The organism is Nonomuraea spiralis (assembly GCF_014648435.1).
Taxonomy (GTDB): Bacteria; Actinomycetota; Actinomycetes; order Streptosporangiales; family Streptosporangiaceae; genus Nonomuraea; species Nonomuraea spiralis.
In genome coordinates, this window is the sequence record NZ_BMRC01000011.1 from 1 (window position 1) to 21,010 (window position 21,010).

At 70.2% G+C, this 21,010-nt stretch carries 23 protein-coding genes; 11 read left to right on the forward strand and 12 right to left on the reverse strand.

Annotation, left to right across the window (positions count from 1 at the left end; all coding sequences use genetic code 11):
- Positions 1-111 precede the first annotated feature (111 nt).
- Positions 112-537, reverse strand: coding sequence for a transposase family protein (locus IEZ27_RS26465; RefSeq protein WP_379478576.1), 426 nt, complete (start codon positions 535-537; stop codon positions 112-114).
- Between the two features lie 518 nt (positions 538-1,055).
- Between IEZ27_RS26465 and IEZ27_RS26470 the strand changes: the two genes are divergently transcribed.
- Entirely contained in the window at positions 1,056-1,256 is a 201-nt protein-coding gene (locus IEZ27_RS26470; protein ID WP_189649734.1) for a hypothetical protein, read from the forward strand.
- 149 nt (positions 1,257-1,405) lie between these two features.
- On the forward strand, positions 1,406-2,056 hold the full coding sequence (locus IEZ27_RS26475) for a DNA alkylation repair protein (protein WP_379478575.1): 651 nt from the start codon (positions 1,406-1,408) through the stop codon (positions 2,054-2,056).
- 95 nt (positions 2,057-2,151) lie between these two features.
- On the opposite strand, the gene IEZ27_RS26480 is transcribed toward IEZ27_RS26475, so the two are convergent.
- From IEZ27_RS26480 to IEZ27_RS26490, 3 genes are all read right to left on the reverse strand, one after another.
- Positions 2,152-2,685: a GNAT family N-acetyltransferase gene (locus IEZ27_RS26480; protein WP_229824354.1), complete on the reverse strand. Its 534-nt coding sequence runs from the start codon at positions 2,683-2,685 to the stop codon at positions 2,152-2,154.
- A gap of 5 nt (positions 2,686-2,690) precedes the next feature.
- Positions 2,691-3,161 carry a hypothetical protein gene (locus IEZ27_RS54140; protein WP_229824355.1) on the reverse strand — a complete coding sequence of 157 codons (471 nt, stop codon included), beginning with the start codon at positions 3,159-3,161 and terminating at the stop codon, positions 2,691-2,693.
- Between the two features lie 300 nt (positions 3,162-3,461).
- Positions 3,462-3,698 (reverse strand): hypothetical protein, encoded by a 237-nt coding sequence (locus IEZ27_RS26490; RefSeq protein ID WP_189649735.1) that lies wholly within the window; start codon positions 3,696-3,698, stop codon positions 3,462-3,464.
- Positions 3,699-4,170: 472 nt separating this feature from the next.
- Here IEZ27_RS26490 and IEZ27_RS26495 point away from each other — a divergent pair, with 472 nt between their 5' ends.
- Together IEZ27_RS26495 and IEZ27_RS26500 are read left to right on the forward strand one after the other, a co-directional pair.
- Positions 4,171-4,851 carry a hypothetical protein gene (locus IEZ27_RS26495; RefSeq protein ID WP_189649736.1) on the forward strand — a complete coding sequence of 227 codons (681 nt, stop codon included), beginning with the start codon at positions 4,171-4,173 and terminating at the stop codon, positions 4,849-4,851.
- Positions 4,852-5,198: 347 nt separating this feature from the next.
- A complete protein-coding gene (locus IEZ27_RS26500) occupies positions 5,199-6,326 on the forward strand; it encodes a hypothetical protein (protein ID WP_189649737.1) in 1,128 nt (375 codons plus the stop codon).
- A gap of 10 nt (positions 6,327-6,336) precedes the next feature.
- Here IEZ27_RS26500 and IEZ27_RS26505 read toward each other — a convergent pair whose 3' ends face one another.
- The 5 genes from IEZ27_RS26505 to IEZ27_RS26525 form a co-directional block, all read right to left on the reverse strand.
- Complete coding sequence (locus tag IEZ27_RS26505; RefSeq protein WP_189649738.1) at positions 6,337-7,050, reverse strand: DUF4097 family beta strand repeat-containing protein; 714 nt, start codon at positions 7,048-7,050, stop codon at positions 6,337-6,339.
- Between the two features lie 78 nt (positions 7,051-7,128).
- Complete coding sequence (locus IEZ27_RS26510) at positions 7,129-7,968, reverse strand: LLM class flavin-dependent oxidoreductase (RefSeq protein ID WP_229824356.1); 840 nt, start codon at positions 7,966-7,968, stop codon at positions 7,129-7,131.
- The gene (locus IEZ27_RS26515; RefSeq protein WP_229824357.1) at positions 7,965-8,795 is read right to left on the reverse strand and encodes a GNAT family N-acetyltransferase; all 831 of its coding nucleotides are present in this window, start codon (positions 8,793-8,795) and stop codon (positions 7,965-7,967) included. The genes IEZ27_RS26510 and IEZ27_RS26515 overlap by 4 nt, the downstream gene beginning before the upstream one ends.
- 113 nt (positions 8,796-8,908) lie before the next feature.
- On the reverse strand, positions 8,909-9,256 hold the full coding sequence (locus tag IEZ27_RS26520) for an STAS domain-containing protein (protein WP_125632443.1): 348 nt from the start codon (positions 9,254-9,256) through the stop codon (positions 8,909-8,911).
- 34 nt (positions 9,257-9,290) lie between these two features.
- The gene (locus tag IEZ27_RS26525) at positions 9,291-10,733 is read right to left on the reverse strand and encodes an LCP family protein (RefSeq protein WP_189649739.1); all 1,443 of its coding nucleotides are present in this window, start codon (positions 10,731-10,733) and stop codon (positions 9,291-9,293) included.
- A gap of 81 nt (positions 10,734-10,814) precedes the next feature.
- On the opposite strand from IEZ27_RS26525, the gene IEZ27_RS26530 reads away from it, so the two are divergent.
- Positions 10,815-11,831: a glycosyltransferase family 2 protein gene (locus IEZ27_RS26530; protein WP_125632758.1), complete on the forward strand. Its 1,017-nt coding sequence runs from the start codon at positions 10,815-10,817 to the stop codon at positions 11,829-11,831.
- Here the strand turns inward: IEZ27_RS26530 and IEZ27_RS26535 are convergent, their stop codons facing one another.
- Both IEZ27_RS26535 and IEZ27_RS26540 read right to left on the reverse strand, forming a co-directional pair.
- The gene (locus tag IEZ27_RS26535; protein ID WP_125632439.1) at positions 11,832-13,565 is read right to left on the reverse strand and encodes a CDP-glycerol glycerophosphotransferase family protein; all 1,734 of its coding nucleotides are present in this window, start codon (positions 13,563-13,565) and stop codon (positions 11,832-11,834) included.
- Between the two features lie 69 nt (positions 13,566-13,634).
- Positions 13,635-14,372: an IspD/TarI family cytidylyltransferase gene (locus IEZ27_RS26540; protein ID WP_185844533.1), complete on the reverse strand. Its 738-nt coding sequence runs from the start codon at positions 14,370-14,372 to the stop codon at positions 13,635-13,637.
- A gap of 92 nt (positions 14,373-14,464) precedes the next feature.
- Between IEZ27_RS26540 and IEZ27_RS55035 the strand changes: the two genes are divergently transcribed.
- The 6 genes from IEZ27_RS55035 (at position 14,465) to IEZ27_RS26570 (ending at position 20,275) form a co-directional block, all read left to right on the forward strand.
- Complete coding sequence (locus IEZ27_RS55035) at positions 14,465-15,880, forward strand: CDP-alcohol phosphatidyltransferase family protein (RefSeq protein WP_189649740.1); 1,416 nt, start codon at positions 14,465-14,467, stop codon at positions 15,878-15,880.
- A 73-nt stretch (positions 15,881-15,953) separates the two neighbouring features.
- Positions 15,954-16,577 (forward strand): DUF5941 domain-containing protein, encoded by a 624-nt coding sequence (locus IEZ27_RS55040; protein ID WP_189649741.1) that lies wholly within the window; start codon positions 15,954-15,956, stop codon positions 16,575-16,577.
- Between the two features lie 77 nt (positions 16,578-16,654).
- Entirely contained in the window at positions 16,655-17,389 is a 735-nt protein-coding gene (locus tag IEZ27_RS26555) for a phosphocholine cytidylyltransferase family protein (protein ID WP_189649742.1), read from the forward strand.
- Positions 17,390-17,418: 29 nt separating this feature from the next.
- The gene (locus IEZ27_RS26560) at positions 17,419-18,459 is read left to right on the forward strand and encodes an iron-containing alcohol dehydrogenase family protein (RefSeq protein ID WP_189649976.1); all 1,041 of its coding nucleotides are present in this window, start codon (positions 17,419-17,421) and stop codon (positions 18,457-18,459) included.
- Positions 18,437-19,204, forward strand: a complete 768-nt coding sequence (locus IEZ27_RS26565; protein ID WP_189649743.1) for a CDP-alcohol phosphatidyltransferase family protein — start codon at positions 18,437-18,439, stop codon at positions 19,202-19,204. The genes IEZ27_RS26560 and IEZ27_RS26565 overlap by 23 nt, the downstream gene beginning before the upstream one ends.
- A 186-nt stretch (positions 19,205-19,390) precedes the next feature.
- A complete protein-coding gene (locus tag IEZ27_RS26570; RefSeq protein WP_189649744.1) occupies positions 19,391-20,275 on the forward strand; it encodes a glycosyltransferase family 2 protein in 885 nt (294 codons plus the stop codon).
- On the opposite strand, the gene IEZ27_RS26575 is transcribed toward IEZ27_RS26570, so the two are convergent.
- The gene (locus IEZ27_RS26575) at positions 20,272-20,988 is read right to left on the reverse strand and encodes an acetoacetate decarboxylase family protein (RefSeq protein ID WP_189649745.1); all 717 of its coding nucleotides are present in this window, start codon (positions 20,986-20,988) and stop codon (positions 20,272-20,274) included. The two genes, IEZ27_RS26570 and IEZ27_RS26575, sit on opposite strands and share 4 nt — an antisense overlap.
- Positions 20,989-21,010: the final 22 nt, after the last annotated feature.

The window sequence follows — 21,010 nt, forward strand, 5'->3', positions numbered from 1 at the left end:
TGATCAACCCGTCTACCAGGGGTTTCGCCATGTCATCAGGCGAACGTCAACCTCGCGATGATGCTGTGATCAGCAACTCACCGCACGGGGATGAAAACGGCTCAGTGATGATCATTTCCAGATCGTGTCGAGTGTGAGGGCGGCGCGCGCGATGTCCCCTGTCCGACTGGGGCTGATGGTGACGCGCCGCAGGGCTCGCCAGCGCTGCTTGAGTTCGGCGGCTGCGCGTTCTCCGAGTGCTCGGATGCCTCTGATCAGGTTGCTCGTAGTTCGTGTGTCGGCGTGCATGGCCTGTTCCGACTGGCCTTTCGGACGGCGGATTGGGACGAGGATGCCGATGCCGGCGGTGATGTCGGGGGCGGAGCCGGGTTCGGCGTCGGAGACCCACCGCGGGATGCCGTCAGGAGCGGCCGGGAACTGTACGTTGCCGCCGAACGCCTTGTGCTTCTGGCTGAACCAGAGGTCGTTGCCGTTCTCACGGAGACCGGCGACGTGGTCGGAGGCGATCAGCGTGCCGTCGAGGATCACGTGGGTCATGCCCACGCCTCGGCAGCGGCCGAGACGTCACGGGCGAGGCAGTGCACGCAGCCGCGCTCGCGGAACCAGCGCAGGACCGGCACTGCTTGGCGGTACGGGCCCAGGGCACGCGAGTTCCTCGGAGTCCCGATCCAGCGGCGATGGGCGGCCAACAGGCGAGCGAGGTGCTCCACGACGTGGCGTGGGACGTCGAGCGTGGCAACATAGGTGACCGACCGTGGGCCTCTGGGGTTCGCAGTGGACGATCTTGTGAGAGAACCGTCCTACCAGGGGGCCAACGACTGTCTGCAGCCGGGGCTTCCCCGACCCGGCCGACCCAACTGTGGCCTTCCACAAGCCCGTTGGTCACGTCGCTGAGAACACCTCAGTAGCTCTGGCAGAGCGAAGCGGGCCACGTCGTCGCACATCCTGGTGGCGTACGTCGCGGTGAGGATGCGGTGGGTGGTCGGGTCGGCGGTGATGTGCTGGAACCTGCGCCCGGAGAGGGCCTTCGCCCGGGACGATGCCCTCGGAGCGCCGTGCTGCGGCTTCGGGGGCTTCAGCTGGTCAAGGCGGCGTACGCGTTGGCCATCACGTACAAGAAGGCGGGCAGGGCCGGGTCGAAGGACTTCTTCATCGCCGCCATGCAGACCGAGAGCTCGGTGGGTGGCCTGAACCAGATGCCGGTCGCCGCTGACGATGTCGCCCTGGTCGATCCGCGTGACGAGGCGTGGTTGTAGCGGGGAAGAGCGGGCTTCAGGACAGTGAGGTCCGGTGGCGGGTCGCGCCGCCGTAGGCTGAAGCCGTTCGTGAGGGACGGGAGGCTGAGGTGGCCGGGACGAGCGTGGGCGGGACGAGCGTGGGCGGGACGGGCGGGGCCGGGGTGAGTGTGGCTGAGGTTCTGGCTGAGCTGGCCGAGCTGGAGGATCCCCGGGCGCGTGAGGTGAACGAGAGACACGGTGACGATCACGGTGTGAACCTCGGCAAGCTGCGTGCGCTGGCGAAGCGGCTGAAGACGCAGCAGGAGCTCGCGGGCCGGCTCTGGGCGACGGGTGACACGGCGGCGCGGCTGCTGGCCCTCCTGATCTGCCGGCCGAAGGCGTTCGGACGTGACGAGCTGGACGCGATGGTGCGCGAGGCGCGTACGCCCAAGGTGCACGACTGGCTCGTGAACTATGTGGTGAAGAAGAGCCCGTACGTCGAAGAGCTGCGCCTGGCCTGGTTCGCCGATCCGGACCCGGTGGTCGCGAGCGCCGGTTGGGCGCTGACCACCGAACGCGTGACGAAGAAGCCGGAGGGGCTCGACCTCGCCGGACTGCTCGACGTCATCGAGTCGCGGATGAAGGACGCCCCCGACCGCCTGCAGTGGGCGATGAACCACTGCCTGGCCCAGATCGGGATCGACCACTCCGGGCAGCGGGCCCGGGCGATCGGCATCGGAGAGCGCCTGGAGGTGCTCAAGGACTATCCGACGTCCCCGGGCTGCACGTCTCCGTACGCGCCCGTCTGGATCAACGAGATGGTCCGCCGCCAGGGGTGAGGGCTCGCGCCGCGACCGCGCGGAAGCCGGTGCGCGCATTCCTCAACGAGGTGCGCGCGGGTTTCTCAGCAAGGTGTTTCTCCGCAAGGTGTTTCTCATCGAGCGGGGTGACGGGGGAGGGGTTTGGTCATCACGCGGCATCCGCGGGGGTCGAGGGCGGCGAGCTTCTCGGCGTCCTGGAAGCCGTGGCGGGTGTAGAGCGCGATGGCCATGGTGTTGTCGGGCCTGACGGACAGCCGGACGGTCTCGGCGTGCCGCTGCGCGGCCCACCGTTCGACCTCCCTGATCAGGTGGTCGCCGACGCCCCGGCCGCGGGCCGCGGGGCTGACCCACATGGACGCCAGTTCGACGCTGTTCGCCCCCTCGACCGGTACGCCGCTGACCATGCCGGACGGGTGCCCGTCGAGGAAGGCGATGACGTTGTGCGAGCCGCGCATCGTCAGGCGCGCCCGCCAGCGTTCCTCGCGGTCGCCGTCGCCCTGCCAGTCGGCCAGTGTCGAGCCGAAGGCGGGGCCCGATTCGGCGAGCGCCGCGAGTCGCAGCTCGCGCCAGAGCGGCCAGTCGTCCGGCCCCAGGATGCGCAGTTCGACCATGCCCTCGACCTTGCCCGCCGCTTCGGCTGAGGGCAATGGAATTACGTTTCCCGACGCTCGGGGGACGCCTTTTCGTCGTTTTCCCGGCTCCAGATCTGCCTGGCGCGGGGGAGGTCCCTGATCGTGCCGCCTTCCGGGATCATGCCCCAGAGAAAGGGGATCAGGTAGGCGGGCGGGCCGCCCAGGAGGCCGGTCAGTTCGTCCTCGGTGAGGTCGAGGGTGAAGAGGGGGCCGGGGCGGGAAGGGGTCCAGCCGCTTTCGAGCGCCCGGCGGACGCACGCGGCCACGAGGAGGGGGCGGACCGTGATGGTCCGGCTGCCCCACTGGTTGTCCGGCCGGGCGCAGGGGAGCGACACGACGAGAACGCACCCGGGATGCTCGGCCCGCTCGACGGCGAAGGTGAGCGGGCTCGGTCCGTCGCCGCCGCGGCGGCTGGGCCGGTGACCGACGCGCCAGCGGAAGGCGGCGCCGTCGACGGTGATGGGCCGGGAGCCTTTCCTGGGCATCGCCATGGGCGCCTCCGAATTCCGCCTCCTGAGGAGGGCGGCGAGAAAAGTCATGCGGACGGTCGTCAATCATAACCGTTGTTCCGGATTGCCGACGTCATGAAAGGCAGAGGAGCAATTCTCGGAGGATGCCGGTAAAAGGCGTAAGGAATGTCCGGGGATCGCGGGTAATGCGTTGCCGAATATGTGTCCGGTAAGCGGTGGCGGGGGAATGTGTGACTGTGCGGACCGGTGCGGGATCGCCGACCGGTCCTGGGGTGTCGCCGTCCCGTACGGTTGCGGGGGCGTGCCTGGCCGGGAGCGGGGTCAGCCGCTGGTTTCCTCCGGCGGGGTGTCGGGCTTCTGGGAGTTCAGCCAGGTGTGCAGGGCGGAGGTACCGGTGATCCAGAGTGCCGCGAAGCCGCCGGAGGCCGTCGCGCCCGCCATGATGGCGCCGGCGACGGTGCTGCCGTTCCCGGTGGCGAGCAGGCCGGCGACGACGCCGACGAGCAGCGCGAGCAGGACGCCGCTGACCGCCGACCAGATGAGGGTTGCCTTGCTCATTCGTGTCCCCTTGACGTACGGGCTTGGTTCATGACGTAGGAGTACCAGCGGGGTTCGGGCATGCGTCCGCGTAACTGATCTTTCCGGCCATGATCGCGCTTTCCTCGGACGTATTCGGACGGTCTCGGATGGATTCGGCCGTGTGGGGCTGAAGGGGCAGATGTGTGTGTTGTGCATGGCGCCGCTACAAGCCCGACTTATGGCACTATGGCTACTTATCTCAACGCGATGAGATGGTGGCGCGCGTCTATCTTCTCGTACGCCACTTCCACTCTTAAACCGGACAACGGTGTCCGAACCGGGGCGGCTCATGAAGGTTGTCGATCAAGGCGAAGATCACCTTGCTCTGCTCGTGACACGTCTGAACAGACTGCGTGAAATCGAATGCGGAAACCCGTCGCTCAAACGGATCGAAAAAGTCGCGCTCGCCCTTTCGGAGGATGACCCGGAACGGAAGAGATGGTGCCGGCCGTTGCCGAAGTCGACCGTGGCCGACCTGCTGAACGGCAGGTCGCAGAAGGTGCCGGACTTTCTGCTGATGCGGACCATCGTCGAGGTGTGCCAGGCGATCGCCGTGAAGTCCGGCATGCCCATCGAATCCGTGGAGGAGCTGACCGCCGAGTTCACCGTCCTGTGGCAGGCGGCCAAGGCCGAGGAGGGGGAGGCGGCGAGGCGCCGGAACAGGTCGTCGGCCGCGGCCCGTACCGGCGGGGACGTCCTGGAGCCCGTACCGGGTGAGCAGTCCTCGTGGCGGCCGTCGGCCATGGACCAGCGGGTGCCCCTGCACTGGGGTCGGCTGGGCAAGTTCCGGCTGCGGCTGGCGGAGAACGGGGATGCCAGGGCCGCCCACGAGCTGGCCGTGCTGCTCGCCTGTGAGGCGTGCGGTGCGGGGGAGAAGGAGGCCGAGCACTGGCGGCGGCTGGCCGCGTACTGGAACAACCGGGCGCTCGGCGCGGTGCCGGAGGCGGCGGGGTTCCAGTTGCGAGGGCGCCGGCTGGTGGTGCTGGCCAGGGCGCTGGCCGAGGAGTACGCGCGGGCCGGCAAGCCCAGCTCGACGTACTTCTGGAAGGCGGTGCGCCAGGCGGAGGCATCGGTACGGAAGGTGGAGGCACGGCGGGAGGCCGAGGCCCGACAGGAGGCCGAGGTCGGCTGAACGCGAGCGCTGAACGAGAGCGCTGGACGACATGGTCGAGCCGGTGCCCGACCTTCCCACCAGGACGCGGATCCGGTCATCGGGACGCCGGGCCGGTGGCGGGAGCACGCGCGGGTGCGGGCGGACGTCCTGCTCATGGGCGGCGGCCGCAGCCCGGCCTTCCTGCGCTCCGGCACCCGTCGCCGCAACCATGGGCAACTTCCACGGGGAATCACACGGGGAATCAATCGACTCGACCCGGTTCGGCTGATCTTCACTGTCAGTTCACTTGTTTGTCAGACAGCGCCAATTCGTCCAGATAGCGTCGGTTTTCGAGCTGATCGCTAGACGAAGACAGGTAGTGCACCATGCGCAAGACGATGGCCCTCGCAGTGGCCGCCACCGCCACCCTCGCCCTGTTCACCGCCCCCGCCGCCGCCAGACCCGTGGAGCTCCCGGCCGACGTCGACGGAGGCGCCTGGTCGGAGGGGCACGTCCAGGGCATCGCCATCGACCGCCGCCAGGGTTACATGTATTTCTCCTTCACCAACGTCCTGGTCAAGACCGACCTTCAGGGCAACCCGGTCGGCTCGGTGACCGGCTTCACGGGCCACCTCGGCGACCTCGACTTCAACACCAAGGACGGCCGCGTGTACGGCTCCCTTGAGTACAAGGAGCAGGAGTCCTTCTACATCGCCATCTTCGACGTGGACCGCATCACCAGCATGGGCATGGACGCCCAGACCAGCGACGTCGTGAGCACGGTCTACCTCAAGGAGGTCGTCGCCGACTACACCGCCGACATGAACGGCGACGGAAAGTTCGACGGCAACGTGGGCAACACCCCCGACCACCGCTACGGCTGCAGCGGCATCGACGGTGTGGCGTTCGGCCCCGAGTTCGGCAAGGAGCACGGCAAGCAGAAGCTCACCGTCGCGTACGGCGTCTACTCCAACACCGCCCGGAAGGACAACGACCACCAGGTCCTCCTGCAGTACGACGTCCAGCAGTGGCGCAAGTACGAGCGCCCGCTCACCGAGACCGCCCCGCACAAGAGCGGCCCGGAGCGGGTGGACGGCAAGTTCTTCGCCTACACCGGCAACACCACGTACGGCGTGCAGAACCTGGAGTACGACGAGTACACCCGCAACTGGATGATGGCCGTCTACAAGGGCGTCAAGCCGGGCTTCCCCAACTACTCCTTCTTCATGGTGCGTGCCGCCGACCGGCCGGTGACCGGCGAGCTGGCCGGCCAGCCCACCCCCGAGCAGGGCGAACTCCTCACCCTCGCCCCCGGCGGCCTCCAGGACGCCGCCACGGGCGTGCGCGGCTGGCAGTTCACCGGCGAGTACGGCCTGATCTCCCTCGGCGACGGCCGCTACTACGCCGCCAAGGCGGGCAAGGTCACGGAGAACGGCGTCACCAAGAACACCGGCCGCGCCCAGCTCTACCGCTGGACCGGCCAGACCCCGACCCCCTTCGAGCAGGTGAGCTGACCGGAGGCGGCTACTTGGCCAGGACGCGCACGTTCCCGTACGTGCTGCGGACCAGGATCGTCCTGTTGCTGCTCTTCGTGCTCTCGATGTCGGAGTGCGAGCTGCCGTCCGCGCTCTTGACCGTGACCTGGTAGGACTCCTTCGGGACGCGGGCCGTCACGCCGCCCTCGCGGGACTTGAGGTCGAGGGTCGTGGGCGGCGCGGTGAAGGCCAGGGAGATGGAGCCGTCCAGGGTGCGTCCCCGCACGCTGGGCGACTTCAGCCCGTCGCCCTCGATCCCGCCGGAGTCGCTCAGCAGGCGCAACTTGCCCGAGGCGTTCTTGACCTGGATGCGGTCGCCGCTGGAGACGTCCACGTCCTGGGTGAGGCCGTCCAGGATGACGCCGTCGGGCGAGTCGATCACCAGTCGCACCCCGGACGGCACCTTGACGTGGTAGCGGGCGCCGCAGTCGCCGAAGACGAGGGTGCATTCGGCGCTGAGCCGCAGCACGCCGTCGCGCAACGACCAACTGGGACTGGCCGAGGCCTTGCCCCGCGTCCAGCGTTCCACCTCGACGGCCGGGCTGGTGCCGGGGAGCACCCGCAGCCCGCCCAGCGAGGACGTGATCTTCAGTTGGTTCCCGGTGAACGGGAACGTCTGGACGGCGGGCACCTCTTCCGTGTCGAAGCGCACGCTGCAGCCGGCGATCGCCAAGAATGCCGCGAGTATCACGAATAGCCTCATGGAAACGATCGTGGCGGCGCGACGGCGGAGGCCCATCGGCCGTTCGACCGATGGGCCTCCGCCATTCGGCTGAAAGGACTACAACGCCGACAGCAGGGCAGTCACGTGCGGCAGGGGATCGCGGTCCAGCGGGCGCAGGACCACCGTACGGGCGCCCGCCGCCCACATGGCCCTGACCTGGGCCGCCGCCTCGGCGGGGGTGCCGGCCGCCATGACGACGTCGCGGGGCGGCACCCCCAGGAAGGCCGCCTGGCCCTGGACCGTGGGGTGGGCGAGCCGGTCGGCCTCGTCGCCGATGTGGAGGAAGCTGAAGACGGCCAGCTCATGGTCCTCGTCCCCGGCGATCCGGGCGGCGATCCCGGGAAGCTGCTCCGGGCCGACGCCCTCCGGCAGGATCGTGCCCTGCGCGACCCGGCCCGACAACGCCAGCGAACGCGGCCCCTTCACGCCCGCCAGGACGGGCGGCGGCTCGGCCGGCGGATGCACCAGCGACACGCCGTCGAGGTGCACGGCCCTGCCGCGCAGGGTGACCGTCTCACCGCGCAGCAGGGCGCGTACGGCCGTGATCGTCTCCTCCAGCAGCGCGAGCGGCGACGGCACGGCGGCGCCGGCCTGCCGCATCCACTCCTGCACGCCGTGGCCGATGCCCGCGGCCAGCCGGCCGGGATGCACGCGGGCCAGATTGCCCAGCTCCATCGCCAGCAGCATCGGGTTGCGCAGGGGCGCGGGGGTGATGCCGATGCCGACGCGGAGGCGGGAGGTGACGGCCAGCGCGGTCGCCGCCGCGGAGACGCCGCCGGTCCAGCCCAGGTCCTCCACCACCCACAGGTCGTCGACGGCGGTCCCGTCGAGCGCCCTGGCGAACGGGATCAGCTCCTCGGGAGGCAGGTCCCGGTCGAACATCACGCCGAGTCTCACGAAGCCCTCCAGTAATAGCGGAACAGCCGGCCGACCTCGGAGTACCCGGCACGCAGGAAGGCGTTCGCGGTGGGGGTGTTGCCCACGTCGGTCCCGGCGGCGATGCGCTGGAGCCCGGCCTCGGCCAGCGTACGCGTGCCGTGCGCGAGCAGGTCGTGGACGTAGCCCCGGCCGCGCTGCTCGGGCACGACGCCGATGTAGGCGATGGAGTGGTCGTCGGGCGCCACCAGGCCGACGGGGGACTCGCCGAGGTGGCCGACGACGAACCAGTCGGGCTTGGCCCTGCGGTTGACCAGGTCGTCGTACATCCAGCGGGCCTCGCGCTCGGCGCCCGCGGTGGCCACCTCGACCCGCGTGTCGTGGTCGAGGGAGCCCACGGAGATGCGCATGAGGAGGTCGAGCACCTCGGCCGGGTCCATCTGCCGCGCCGGCCGGTACGTCAGCCTGCCCGGCTCCTGCGGGACGTCGGTGCCGGCCGCCCATTCGAGCATCAGCCGTTCGACCTCCATGACGAACCCGGCGGCGGTCAGCGCCTCGTGCTCCACCGCGCGGTCGACGAGAGGGGTCAGGCCAGGTTTGAGCGAGATGTCGTGCATCATCTTGTCCAGCCCGGTCTCGCGCAGGCTGCGGCGCAGCAGCGCGGCGCCCGCCGCGGGGTCGGGGCCGGGGTCGAACTGCCAGACGATCACCGGGTCCGCGCCGGCGAAGGGGGCCCAGAACGCCAGGCGGGCCTGCCCTTCCACGAAGCACCACTCCGGCCGCGTCCTGCCCTCGTCGAAGGCCGCGGCGAGCTGGGAGCGGGCGGGCTCGGGGAACTCATCGAACAACGTGGAAGCCTCCGGAACTGAAGGGGGCTCTCCCGAGACTCTATGAGGCAGAGGACGCGGGAAGGTGTGCCCCGGATGACAACACGCCCATGTTCCCGCAAAAGAGGCCGGCGTCAGGCTGCCGGATCGAGGGCGGCCCTGGCCTCGCCGAGCGAGCCGCTGGTCTCGAAATGCCGATCGAGATTGGTGATCGTCAGAAGGTGGCGGATCATGCCGGGCCCGAGAACGAGGATCATGCGCCCTTTCATGTCCCGGACGTGATTGAGCGTCGCCACCAGAACGCCGAGCCCCACGGAATCGCAGAAGGGCACCTCGGTCAGGTCGATCACCAGATTGAGCGGATCGGCCGCCGCCATCGCCTGGTCGATCTCCGCACGCAGCCGGGGCGCGCCCGCGACGTCAAGGTCACCCGCGACGTGGAGCACCGTACAGGGGTCCTCCCGCCAATATCTGACCACCATAGGGATGACCTGCCCGAACTTTACGTGCTTATGCCTATTTCTTACAGATGTTCTCCATTGCAGTCTTAGTCGTCGGCGTAGCTGTGGGTTTGGCTGACGGAGTGCCGGGCTGCTTGAGTTTCTTGATTTTCGGCTGGTCGCTTCCGGCGATCACCTCGACGTCCTTGACGTCGGCCTCCCGCAGCTCCGCGCCCGGGATGACGGACGCCACCAGCCGGGCGGCCGCCTCCTGCCCGGCGGCGTAGCGCACGAGGGTCTTCTTGTTGTCCTTCTTGGCCGTGTTGCCCGGCTCTCCGGGCACCTTGAAGCCCGAGGCCACCAGGGCCGACTTCGTACGCGCGCCCAGCCCCGTGATGAGCGTGCCGTTCATCACCTTGACGGTGACGCTCTCCGGCGGGACCACGGTCTTGACCGGCGTGGGCGTGGCCGTCCGGGTCGGCTCGGGCTTGGCGAGATCCTCGTCGGCGTCGATGCGGCGGAACATGTCGCGGGCCGCCGGCCGGTCCCACAACACCGCCGACTCGCCGGTCGGGGCCTTGAAGTCGACGTTCGCGAGCGGCACGTCGGCGAACCGCACGTCATCCAGCGAGACGTCGCGGAGCTGGGTGGCCAGCCCGATCAGCCCGTCGTCGGGATCGACCTTGACCGTGCTCAGCGTGGAGTTGACGAACGCGGCGAGCTTGGCCGGGTTGGCCAGCGTGTCGGCGCTGAGCGCGCGGTTGAGCAGCGCGGAGATGACCTGCTGCTGCCGGTCGATGCGGTCGAGGTCGGAACGGGCGGTGGCGCGGGTGCGGGCGTAGCCGAGCGCCTGGGCGCCCTGGAGCTGGTGGGTGCCCGCGGGCAGGTTGAGGCCCGTCTTCGGGTCGTTGATCGGGATGGGCGTGCAGACGGTGACCCCGCCGAGCGAGTCGACCACGTCGATGAACCCGAGGATGTTCACCTCGATGTAGCGGTTGATCTCCAGCCCGGTCGCGGCCCTCACGGCCTGCATGGTGAGCTTCGGCCCGCCGAACTGGTACGCCGAGTTGATCTTGTGGTCGCCCTTGCCGGGGATCGTCGTCCAGGTGTCGCGCGGCAGGCTCACCACGGTGACGCGCTGGTGGTCCTCCGACAGGTGGATGACCATCATCGTGTCGGTGCGCTGGCCGGACTCGCGGCCCAGCTTGAGCTGGTTCTGCTGCTGCCTGGTGAGGTCGTCGCGCTTGTCGACGCCGACGAGCAGGATGTTCTCGGCGCCCTGGGACTTGGGCGCGGTCACGCCCGCGTCGACCGTGCCGATCTGGCGCGGGGTCGCCCACACCACGCCGGTGGTGACCAGGATGCCCGTGGACAGCAGGCCGGCGACGATCACGTTGCGGCGGCGGGCCTTGGCGCTCCTGACGGGCCTGCGGGGACGGGGGGTGGGGGGAAGCCTGACGCCGCCGTAGGCGTCGCCGCCCACCAGCACGCCGCCGTCCTCCTCGCCCGGTTCGCGCATGCCCTCCTCCTCGTATCCGCCGGGGACGCGGGGCCTTCGATTGCCCTCCTCCCCTGGTCGTACAGTAGCGTGAGCCCCGCCATGAAGCAGTTCCCCGACTCGCCGCACGCGCCCGCGGAGACGCGCGCCTGGCCCCCCATCTCCGTCGTCATGCCGGTCCTCAACGAGGAGCGGCACCTTCGCGAGGCCGTCGACCAGGTCCTCGCCCAGAGCTACCCCGGTGAGATCGAGGTCGTCCTCGCCGTGGGTCCGTCCCAAGACCGCACCCAGGAGGTCGCCGACGCCATCGCGGCGGCCGACCGCCGGGTGACCGTGGTGCCCAACCCGACCGGTCGCACGCCCAACGCGCTCAACGCCGCCATCGGCGCCTCGCGCAACGGCATCATCGCCAGGGTCGACGGGCACGCCATGCTGCCCTCCGACTACCTGCGCGTCGCCGTCGAGACGCTGGCCGAGACCGGCGCCGACAACGTGGGCGGCGTCATGGCGGCCGAGGGCGTCACGCCGTTCGAGCAGGCCGTGGCCTGCGCCATGACCTCCAAGATCGGCGTCGGCGCCGCCGCCTTCCACGTGGGCGGCACCGCGGGCCCGGCCGACACCGTCTACCTCGGCGTGTTCCGCCGCTCGGCGCTCGACCGGGTCGGCGGCTACGACGAGCACTTCCAGCGTGCCCAGGACTGGGAGATGAACCACCGCATCCGCCAGACCGGCGGGCTGGTCTGGTTCCAGCCGCGCATGCGGGTCTCCTACCGTCCGCGGCCCAACGTCAAGGCGCTGGCCAAGCAGTACTTCCATTACGGCCGCTGGCGGCGCGTGGTCGCGCGCACCCACGAGGGCACCATCAACCTGCGCTATCTGGCCCCGCCCGCCGCGGTGCTGGCCATGGTGCTGGGGCTGGTCCTGTCGCCGTTCTTCCCGTTCACGCTCGTCGTCCCCGGCGGCTACGCGCTGGCCATCGTGGCCGGCTCGGCGCTGACCGGCAGCGGCCTGCCGGGCGCGGCCAAGCTGCGGCTGCCCGTCGTCTACGCCGCCATGCACATCTCGTGGGGCTGGGGCTTCCTCACCAGCCCGCGAAGGCTGGCCAGGCCGCCAGGCTGATCACGAGCCCGAGAAGACCCGTTCGACGGCCGCGTCGAAGCGGGTCAGCGCGTCCGGGTACTCCGGCCCGAGCAGGTAGCTCCTGAGCTTGATCCTGGCTCGGGCCAGAGTGTCCTCACCGTCCAGGAAACCGGCGAGGGCCGCGAGGTCCTCGCCGATGAGCACCCCCGCCTCGGTGCTCGGGTAGCGCTCGTGGAAGCCGCGCTCGGGCAGCCCCGCGACGTTCGTCACCGCGTACGGCTTCTCGCTGGCCAGGAAGTCGGCCACGACGCTGGAGATGTCGCTGATCAGCAGGTCGCACTCGTTGAAGCAGTCGTACAGGTGCGGGCGCTGGCCGGTGACGATCAGATGCCGGATCTCGGGCGCGTCGCCGGAGCTCGACGGGTGCCTGGCCTTCGACTTCGCCAGCTCGGCCGCCTCGATCATGGCCACGATCCTGCGGTGCGCCCGGGTGGCGCTCTTGTCGCGGTGGCCGGTCAGCGGGTGCGGCTTGTAGATGATCCGCAGCGGTGGGTCGTGCTCCAGCAGGGCGCGTACGATGCGCGGGCCCATGGTGATCAGCGACGTGTGGAACAGGTCGTCGTTCCAGCCCTCCCAGGTGGGGGCGTACAGGACCGTCCGGTACGGCAGCTTCGGCCCCTCCGTCGAGATGCCTTCGAGCTGCGGACGGCCCACCTCGTGGATGTTCTCGTCCCGTACGCCGACGCGGGCGCGGCGGTAGCGGTCGCGACCGGCCGGACCGGCCACCCACACCTCGTCGTAGACCCGCGAGAACGGGTTGAACGAAGCCTCCTTGTCACTGTCGCCGTGGTTGAGGAACACGCTGCGCAGCGTGGGGATGCGCAGCATGTGGACGTTGCGGCCGACGTTGGAGACGTACAGGCAGAGCTTGGCGCCGGACAGGGCGCGGAAGCTCATCAGGTCGGCCGAGGACGGGATGCACACCATCGGCAGCGTGGTCGTCTCCAGATGCCGGGCCATGCCGCGCTCGCGCAGCACGACGATGGCACGCCTGCCGATGCGTTCGAGGGTGGGCAGCCACATCCTGGCCTGGTAGGCGGCGGCCGTCGCGCCGGAGAAGTACAGGATGACCTCCGGGTCGTAGGCCCTGACCTGCTCGCCCACGACCTCCAGCACCCGCGCCCGGTCACCGAGCGGCCGGGTGCGCCGCACGTACGGCAGGAGCGCCAGCACGCCCGCCGAGGCCAGCAGCAGCGCCACGCCCGCGCCGGCCGCGCCCGCCGCCGCGCCGAACGTCGCGCCGAGCACCGGCAGGGCGTCCAGGCCGAGGAAGCGCACGCCGCGATGGCCGCCCAGGAACGGCGGCGGCATCTTGGGGATGCGCAGCGCCGACACGTCGATGTTGCGCGTGGTCACCGGCATGCTGCTGAGCGTCTGCCGCAGGCGGATGGCCAGGCCCGAGTGCGCCGCCCGCGCGCCGTGCAGGGCGAACAGCCCGGCGGCCAGCGCCACGAACCACGGCGAGTCGGCCCCCGACACCCGCGCCACCAGCAGCAGCGCGGCCGTCTCCCGGGCCGCGAAACGCAGCGTGACCCCGAGGTGCATCCGGCTGAGCAGGTCGGTCACGCCGTCCGCCGTGCGTCCGGCGGCGAACTCCACGCCGTAGGAGACCACGGCGACCAGCCCGAACAGCAGCGGCGCCGGCCACAGCGCCGACGCCAGCAGAAGGGGGTAGCAGCCGAGCAGCGCGCCGATCGCCAGCAGTCTTCTCATGCGACCGCACGGTAACAACCCGCAGGTCAAGGGCCTTCCACGCGATCGTCTACGACATGCCCGGACACGTCAGGAGATGGACCCTCTGATCGCGAACAGTTGCTCGGCGATCCGCAGATCGTCCGGATGGGTGACCTTGATGTTGCGCTCGCTGCCGGGAACCAGGTGGATCGGCACCTCGGGCAGGTAACGCAGCACCACGCCGCAGTCGTCGGTGGCCGGGCGGTCGGCGAAGCCGGGATCGGCGAGGGCCCGCTCGTACGCCTCGCGGATCACCGAGAGCCTGAAGCACTGCGGCGTCTGGCTGCGGCGCAGCCGCGACCGGTCGAGGACCTCGCCGATCACCTCGCCGCCGTCCGGGCCGGGCACGGCCACCAGGACCGTGTCCGAGCTCGGGATCGCCACGTTGACGGCCCTGTGGGTACGCAGCGCCGCCACGCACTCGGTGATGATCCGCGGCTCCAGAAGGGGCCGTACGGCGTCGTGCAGCAGCACGTCGCACTCCTGCGTGCCGAGCGCGCGCAACGCCCTCCACGTGCTCTCCGTACGGCTCCGGCCGCCCTCGACGATCTGGCTGACCTTGCGGTAGCCGCCGCCCGCCACGATGTCCTTCACCCGGTCGGTGAAACCCGGTGTCATCAGCACGACGATCTCGTCGATCTCCGGCGCCCGCTCGAACACCGCGATCGAGTGCTCCAGAATCGTCCGCCCGGCTACTTCGATGAGCTGTTTGGGTATCTCATGTCCGACCCGCTGCCCCACGCCTCCCGCGAGGAGCACTCCGACCGACCGCAGCGCTGCTTCCATGTCCGGCAGCGTAACGGTCCTGTTCCGTGATATCGCGTCGCCCTGTCGCTACGCTGTGTCCACGCACTCCCTACCGGGAGGAGACCTGCGCTTTGCCCGACTCACTGACCCGCGAGGGCACGACCACCTCGGTGGTGCTGCTCGCCACGACCCCGGCCTGCCGTCTCTCCTGCGCCGACGGCACGCTGCTCGACCGGCTGAGCGACCAGCTCACCGTGCTCCCCGTCCGCGACGTCCAGGTGGTGACCGCCGGGGGCGGGCTCGGCGCCGACCTGCGAGGCGTGGCCAAGATCGCCCGGGTCTCCGCCGGCACGATCGTGGTGCTCCCCGCCGACCTCGTCGCCCACACCGAGGCGCTCGCGCTCCTGCTCGAACATCCCGCGCGCGACACCGGCGCGCTCGTCTCCCACGACGCCGCCGCCGGCCCGATGCGCCCGCCCGTACGGGTGGAGGCCGGCCGGGTCGTCGCCGCCGGCAGCTCCTTCCACACCGTCCCCGAGGCCAACGCCACGTTCAGGGGGGTGCTCCAGGCCGGCGAGGCCGACCTGGCGTCCCTGGCCGACATCGCCGAGGAACTGGCCGAGCTGGCCGACACGGGCAAACTCGGCCCGGTCACCGCCGTCGAGACGATCGACCTGCTGCTGGTGGGCCTGGTCAGATCGGGCGTACGGGTGCGCGCCGCCTCGCTCGGCCCGCTGCACGCCGACCGCGTGACCGGCCAGAACGCCGCCGACAGCGCCCTGACCAGGCTCGCCGAGATCGACGAGGCCAGGGTCAGGCTCGACACCGCCGTCAAGGAGGACGACGGCTTCTTCGCCACGTTCTTCGTCTCGACCTGGTCGCGCCACCTGATCAGACCGGCCGTCCGGCTCAAGCTCACCCCCAACACCGTCACCGGCGTCTCGATCGGGCTGGCCGCGCTGGCGGCCGTCTGGTTCTCGGCCGGCACCCAACCCGCCCGCGTGGCCGGGGGCGTGCTGTTCGTGTTGTCGTTCGCGCTCGACTGCCTCGACGGCCAGCTCGCCCGCTACACCCGCGCGTTCTCACCGCTCGGGGCGTGGGCCGACGGCATGGCCGACCGGCTGAAGGAGTACCTGGTCTACGCCGGGCTCGCCTTCGGCTACGGCGGCACCGAGATCTGGTACCTGGCCGCCGCGGCGATGATCGCGCAGGTCGTCCGGCACGCCCTCGACTACTCCTACGCCGGGGCCGTCGCCGACGCGGGCCGCGTGGGCGCGCTGTGGGCCAGGCCCGCCCGCTCCCTGCTGGAGTCGGCCGACGCCCGGCACGCCCACGGGGTGCTCGGGTTCGCCCAGCGCATGGAACGGGACTCGGTCGCCCGCTGGTTCAAGAAGATCATCGTGCTGCCCATCGGCGAGCGGACCGCGCTGGTCGCCGTCACCGCCGCCGTGTGGAACGCCAGGGTGACGTTCCTGTCCCTGCTGGTCTGGGGCGGGATCGCCGCCCTCTACCAGCTCGTCGGCCGCGTCGCCAGGTCGGCGCGGTGAGGCGGGCCGACCCGCGGGCCTTCATGAGGGCCGCCCGCCGGGCCGTCGTTGCGCCGATCGGGAGGCCGGCAGCGTGATCTCCGTCCACATGACCCCCGTACCGAACAGCACCGTCGTCGCCTACCGCGACGACGGGCCGCTCTCGCGCGCCATGGGCCTGCTCGTGGCCGGGCAGCTCCCGCCGCTGCCGCCGGTGATCGCCGGTACGTTCGTCACCGGCGTGCTGCTGCTGATCGGCGTGGCCGGCTCCGACGGGCTCGCGGTGTTCGCGCCGGCCGTGACGCTGCTGCTGGCCGGACCGGGCAGCACCCACCCGCACGACGGCCGCTTCGACTGGCTCGTGCCGCCGATCCTGCGGCTCATCGAGTACAGCTTCGTCGCCGCCTGCGGGTTCGCCCACGGCCTGCCGCCGGTGCTGACCTTCCTGCTGCTCGGCGCGCTCGCCTTCCACCACTACGACCTGGTCTACCGGCTGCGCCAGCACGTCTACCCGCCGCCCTGGCTCTCGACGCTCGGCCTGGGCTGGGACGGCCGGATGATGGCGGTCTCGCTGGCCGCGATCGCCGGCTGGATGACCGCCGGGTACGTGCTGCTGACGCTCTACCTGTGGGCGTTGTTCGGCTGGGAGAGCATCACATGCTGGCTGGCCGCGCCCCGATCGGGCATCGAGGCGACCGAGATGGGAACGCAAGACTAACGCCGGATTACCCGCGAAGGGGCCAAAGGCAACTAACCTTTGGGCACACGTAGTCATGCTCGACCGAGGAGTGCACGTTGCTGGGAATGGTTCTGGCCGCCGGGGCCGGACGACGCCTGCGGCCGTACACCGACACGCTGCCCAAGGCGCTCGTGCCGGTTGACGGCGAAACCACGATCATGGACATCTCGCTGCGCAACCTCGCCGAGGTGGACCTGCGGGAGGTCGTGGTCGTCGTCGGTTACGCGGCGCAGGCCGTGCACGAGCGCAAGGAGGAGCTGGAGAGGCGACACGGCGTCAAGCTCACCCTCGTGCACAACGACAAGGCCGAGGAGTGGAACAACGCCTACTCCCTTTGGTGCGCCCGCGACTACTTCGCCCAGGGCGCGCTGCTGGTCAACGGCGACACCGTCCACCCCGTCTCGGTCGAGAAGACGTTGCTGGCCGCTCCCGAGACCAGCGACATCCTGCTCGCGGTCGACGACGTCAAGAAGCTGGCCGACGAGGAGATGAAGGTGACCCTCTCGCAGGAGGGCTCGCTGCGCCGCATCACCAAGCTGATGGACCCGTCCGAGGCGTACGGCGAGTACATCGGCGCCACGCTGATCAGGCCCGGCGCGGCCGAGCGGCTGGCCGACGCGCTCAAGGCGACCTTCGAGCGCGACCCCCAGCTCTACTACGAGGACGGTTACCAGGAGATGGTCGAGCGCGGCGAGGGCATCCACGTCGCGCCCATCGGCGAGGTCGACTGGGTCGAGGTGGACAATCACGACGACCTGGCCAAGGCTCGTACCATAGCCGTTCGCTACTAGAGGGAGCGCGCATGCCGCTTCTAGCGAGGATGTTGCCGGCGCCCCTGACCATGGAGGTCAGGCGCGGCGCCGTGGCGGAGCTCGGCGCCCTGCTGGCCGACAGCCGCGTGGCGACGTCCGGCCGGGTGGCCGTGGCCGTCGGGCCCGGCCAGGGCGATCACATCGAGAGCCTGATCGCCCCCACGCTGGGCGAGGCCGAGGTGTTCAGGGTGAGCGACGGGTCGGTCGAGGCCGCCGTCTCGCTCGGCGCAGACCTGCGCAAGGGTGCCTACGAGGTTGTCGTGGGAGTCGGCGGCGGCAAGACGATCGACGCGACGAAGTACGCCGCCTCGCTCGCGGGCATCCCGATGGTGGCCGTGGCCACCAACCTCTCCCACGACGGCATCTGCTCGCCCACAGCCTCCCTCGTCTATGAGGGGGGCAAGGGCACGTTCGGCGTGCCGATGCCGCTGGCCATCCTGGTCGACCTCGACTTCGTGCACAACGCGCCCAAGTCGCTGGTCAGGGCCGGGATCGGCGACGTCGTCAGCAACCTGTCGGCGATCGAAGACTGGCAGCTCGGCAGCGTCGAGCGCGGCGAGCCCATCGACGGCCTGGCCTGCTCGATGTCCCGTACCGCCGCCGAGGCGCTGGTCGGCCGGAGCGACGGCATCGAGTCCGACGCCTTCCTGACCGTTCTCGCCGAGTCGCTCATCCTGTCCGGGATGTCGATGGTGGTGGCCGGGTCGTCCCGGCCCGCGAGCGGTGGAGATCATGAGATCCTTCATGCCGTGGATCAGCTCTTCCCCGGCACCTCCAACCACGGCGAGCTCGCCGGCATCGGGGCCGCCTTCTGCTTCTTCCTCCGGGAGGACGCCGCCAGGGTGACCCAGGTCGTCGACTGTCTGCGCCGGCACGAGCTGCCCGTCGTGCCCGCCGACATCGGGCTGACCGGCGAGCAGTTCGCCGAGGTCGTCGCCCTGGCGCCGTCGACCCGTCCCGGCCGTTACACGATCCTGGAACACCTGCGCATGCAGGACTCCGAGATCCGCGATCGGGTGGAGGACTATGTCCGGGCCTTCGGTAGCTGAGCTGCGGCGGGTCGCCCAGCCCGAGGGCCACCTGGAACGCAGGAACGGCGAACACTGGGCGGGCGTGCTCTACATGCGCCGGCTGTCCATCTACGTCACGTGGCTGATGAGCAAGACGTCGGTCACGCCCAACCAGCTCACCTGGGTGATGACGGTCGCCGGGGTCGCGGCGGGCTTCGTGCTGGCCCTGCCGGGGTTGTGGGCCGCCGTGCTCGCCGCCCTGCTCGTCCAGGTCTACCTGCTGCTCGACTGCTCCGACGGCGAGCTGGCCCGCTGGACGGGCAAGACGTCGCTGGCGGGGGTCTACCTCGACCGCGTCGGGGCCTACTTCACCGAGGCGGCCGTGCTGGCCGGGCTCGGCTGGCGGGCCTCGGCCGTCCTGCCCGACTGGTACACCGTGCTCGGCTTCGCCGCCGCGCTCGGCGCGATCCTCATCAAGGCCGAGACCGACCTCGTTGAGGTCGCGCGGGCCAAGGGCGGGCTGGGCTCCTCCTCCGAGGCGTCGGCGGTGCAGTTCCGTTCGGGGCTGCTCGGGTTCGGCAGGCGGGTGCTGGCGGCGACGAAGTTCCACCGGATCGTGCAGCCGATCGAGCTGTCCCTGCTCGCGGTGGTGGCCGCGGTGATCGATCTGGCGACCGGAGCGCTCGGGGCCTCCCGCGTGCTCATCGTGGCCTGCGTGATCGCCGCCGGGCTGCAGACCGTGCTCCATCTGATCAGCATTATGGCCTCGAGGCGGCTTGGGTGATCTCATGTCGGAACCGGAGGAGCTTCCCGTCCGTCGTATTGATCGGACGTCCGCCGTTCGGTGGGGGTTCACCATCGGTTCCGATACGCTTAGCTCCACCATTGTCAACAAGTTGCAGACCAGCAGACTCGGTGATCATGAAAGTATGCTCCGCTCGTGTCCTCAACGCGTCAGGACGATGACCCGTTGAAGATTTCGTGCGTCATTCTCACCATGGGCAACCGGGTCGCGGAGCTGAACCGGGCCGTCGAGTCCGCGCTCAACCAGATCGACGGAGACGTCGAAGTGGTGATCGTGGGCAACGGCGCCGACGTGCCCCAGGTGCCGGCGACGCCACCCGAGGGCTCGGCCGCGGTCGTGAAGACGATCCGGCTCGACCACAACACCGGCATTCCCGCCGGCCGTAATCGCGGCGTCGAGGAGTGCTCAGGCGACGTCGTGCTGTTCCTCGACGACGACGGCTGGTACGCCAACCAGAAGGTCGTCGCCCACGTGCGCGACCGCTTCGCCACCGAGCCCGACCTCGCGGTGATCTCCTTCCGGGTGATGGACCCGGAGGGCGGCGTCGGCCAGCGGCGTCACGTGCCCCGGCTGCGTGCCGGCGACCCGCAGCGCTCCTCGCCGGTCACCACGTTCCTCGGGGGTGCCTCGGCCGTGCGCCGTTCGGCCTTCCTCCAGGTCGGCGGGCTGCCGGAGAAGTTCTTCTACGCGCACGAGGAGACCGACCTGGCCTGGCGCCTGCTGGGCGAGGGCTACCGCATCGAGTACGACGCCGAGACCGTCATGTACCACCCGCAGGTCCCGCCGACCCGCCACGCGCAGTTCTACCGGCTCAACGCCCGTAACCGCGTCTGGCTGGCCCGTCGCAACCTGCCGTGGCCGCTGGCGTTCCTCTACCTGACCAACTGGGTGGTGCTCACGCTGATCCGCGAGCGCCGTTCGGGGGTCGCGATCAAGGCGTGGTTCTCCGGCTTCTTCGAGGGGCTGCGCACACCGGCGGGCGAACGCCGTCCCATGGCCTGGCGTACCGCCTGGCACATGGTCAAGCTGGGCCGCCCGCCGATCGTCTAGACCGTACGGACCTCTTCCGCCTCGCCGAAGGTCATCGAGGCTCGGGAGACGGTCGAGGTGAACAGCGCCCGCTTGGGCAGCCCCAGCTCGCTCAGCTCCTTGGCGATCGGGTGGTTGCCCAGGCGGATCAGCGCGCCGCCCGGCCGGATCCGGGTGCCGCCGGCCCGTACGGACCAGGGGACGCGCCGGGTGACGCCCTCCAGGTGGGTGTAGGCGTCGAGCGGGGCCATGGCCGCCGGCACCGGCAGGCCCGGCCTGATCAGTACGTCGAGCACGAGCCGGCCGTCCTTGCGCAGCACACACCGCTTGTACGGCGACCCGAGCCGCAGCTCGATGTCGGCCAGCTCCTTGGGGAAGCCCCAGATCCGCCGCCCGGCCTCCAGCGTGAACCGCTGGTCGACGGGCAGCCAGTGGACGAACATGCCGGCCTCGCGCAGGTCGCGGAGCCCGACCGTGCCCTTTGCGCCCGGCCGCCGGATCAGGAAGGCCATCCCGAACTCGTGGTAGGTGTCGAGGTCACCCTCGCGGTAGTCGACGAACAGCAGCACGCACACGGCCTTGCCGGGGAAGACCTCGGCCACGTCGAGGCCCGAGTAGGCGATCACCGCCCGCGCCGCGTCGGCCCGCACCGTGTAGAAAGCGCTGCAGACCTCCGCGTCCTCCACTCGCACAGGCATGCCCACCGTCCGGCCCTGGATCAGATGCGATGCCATGGGTCCAGTACATCAACCCGCG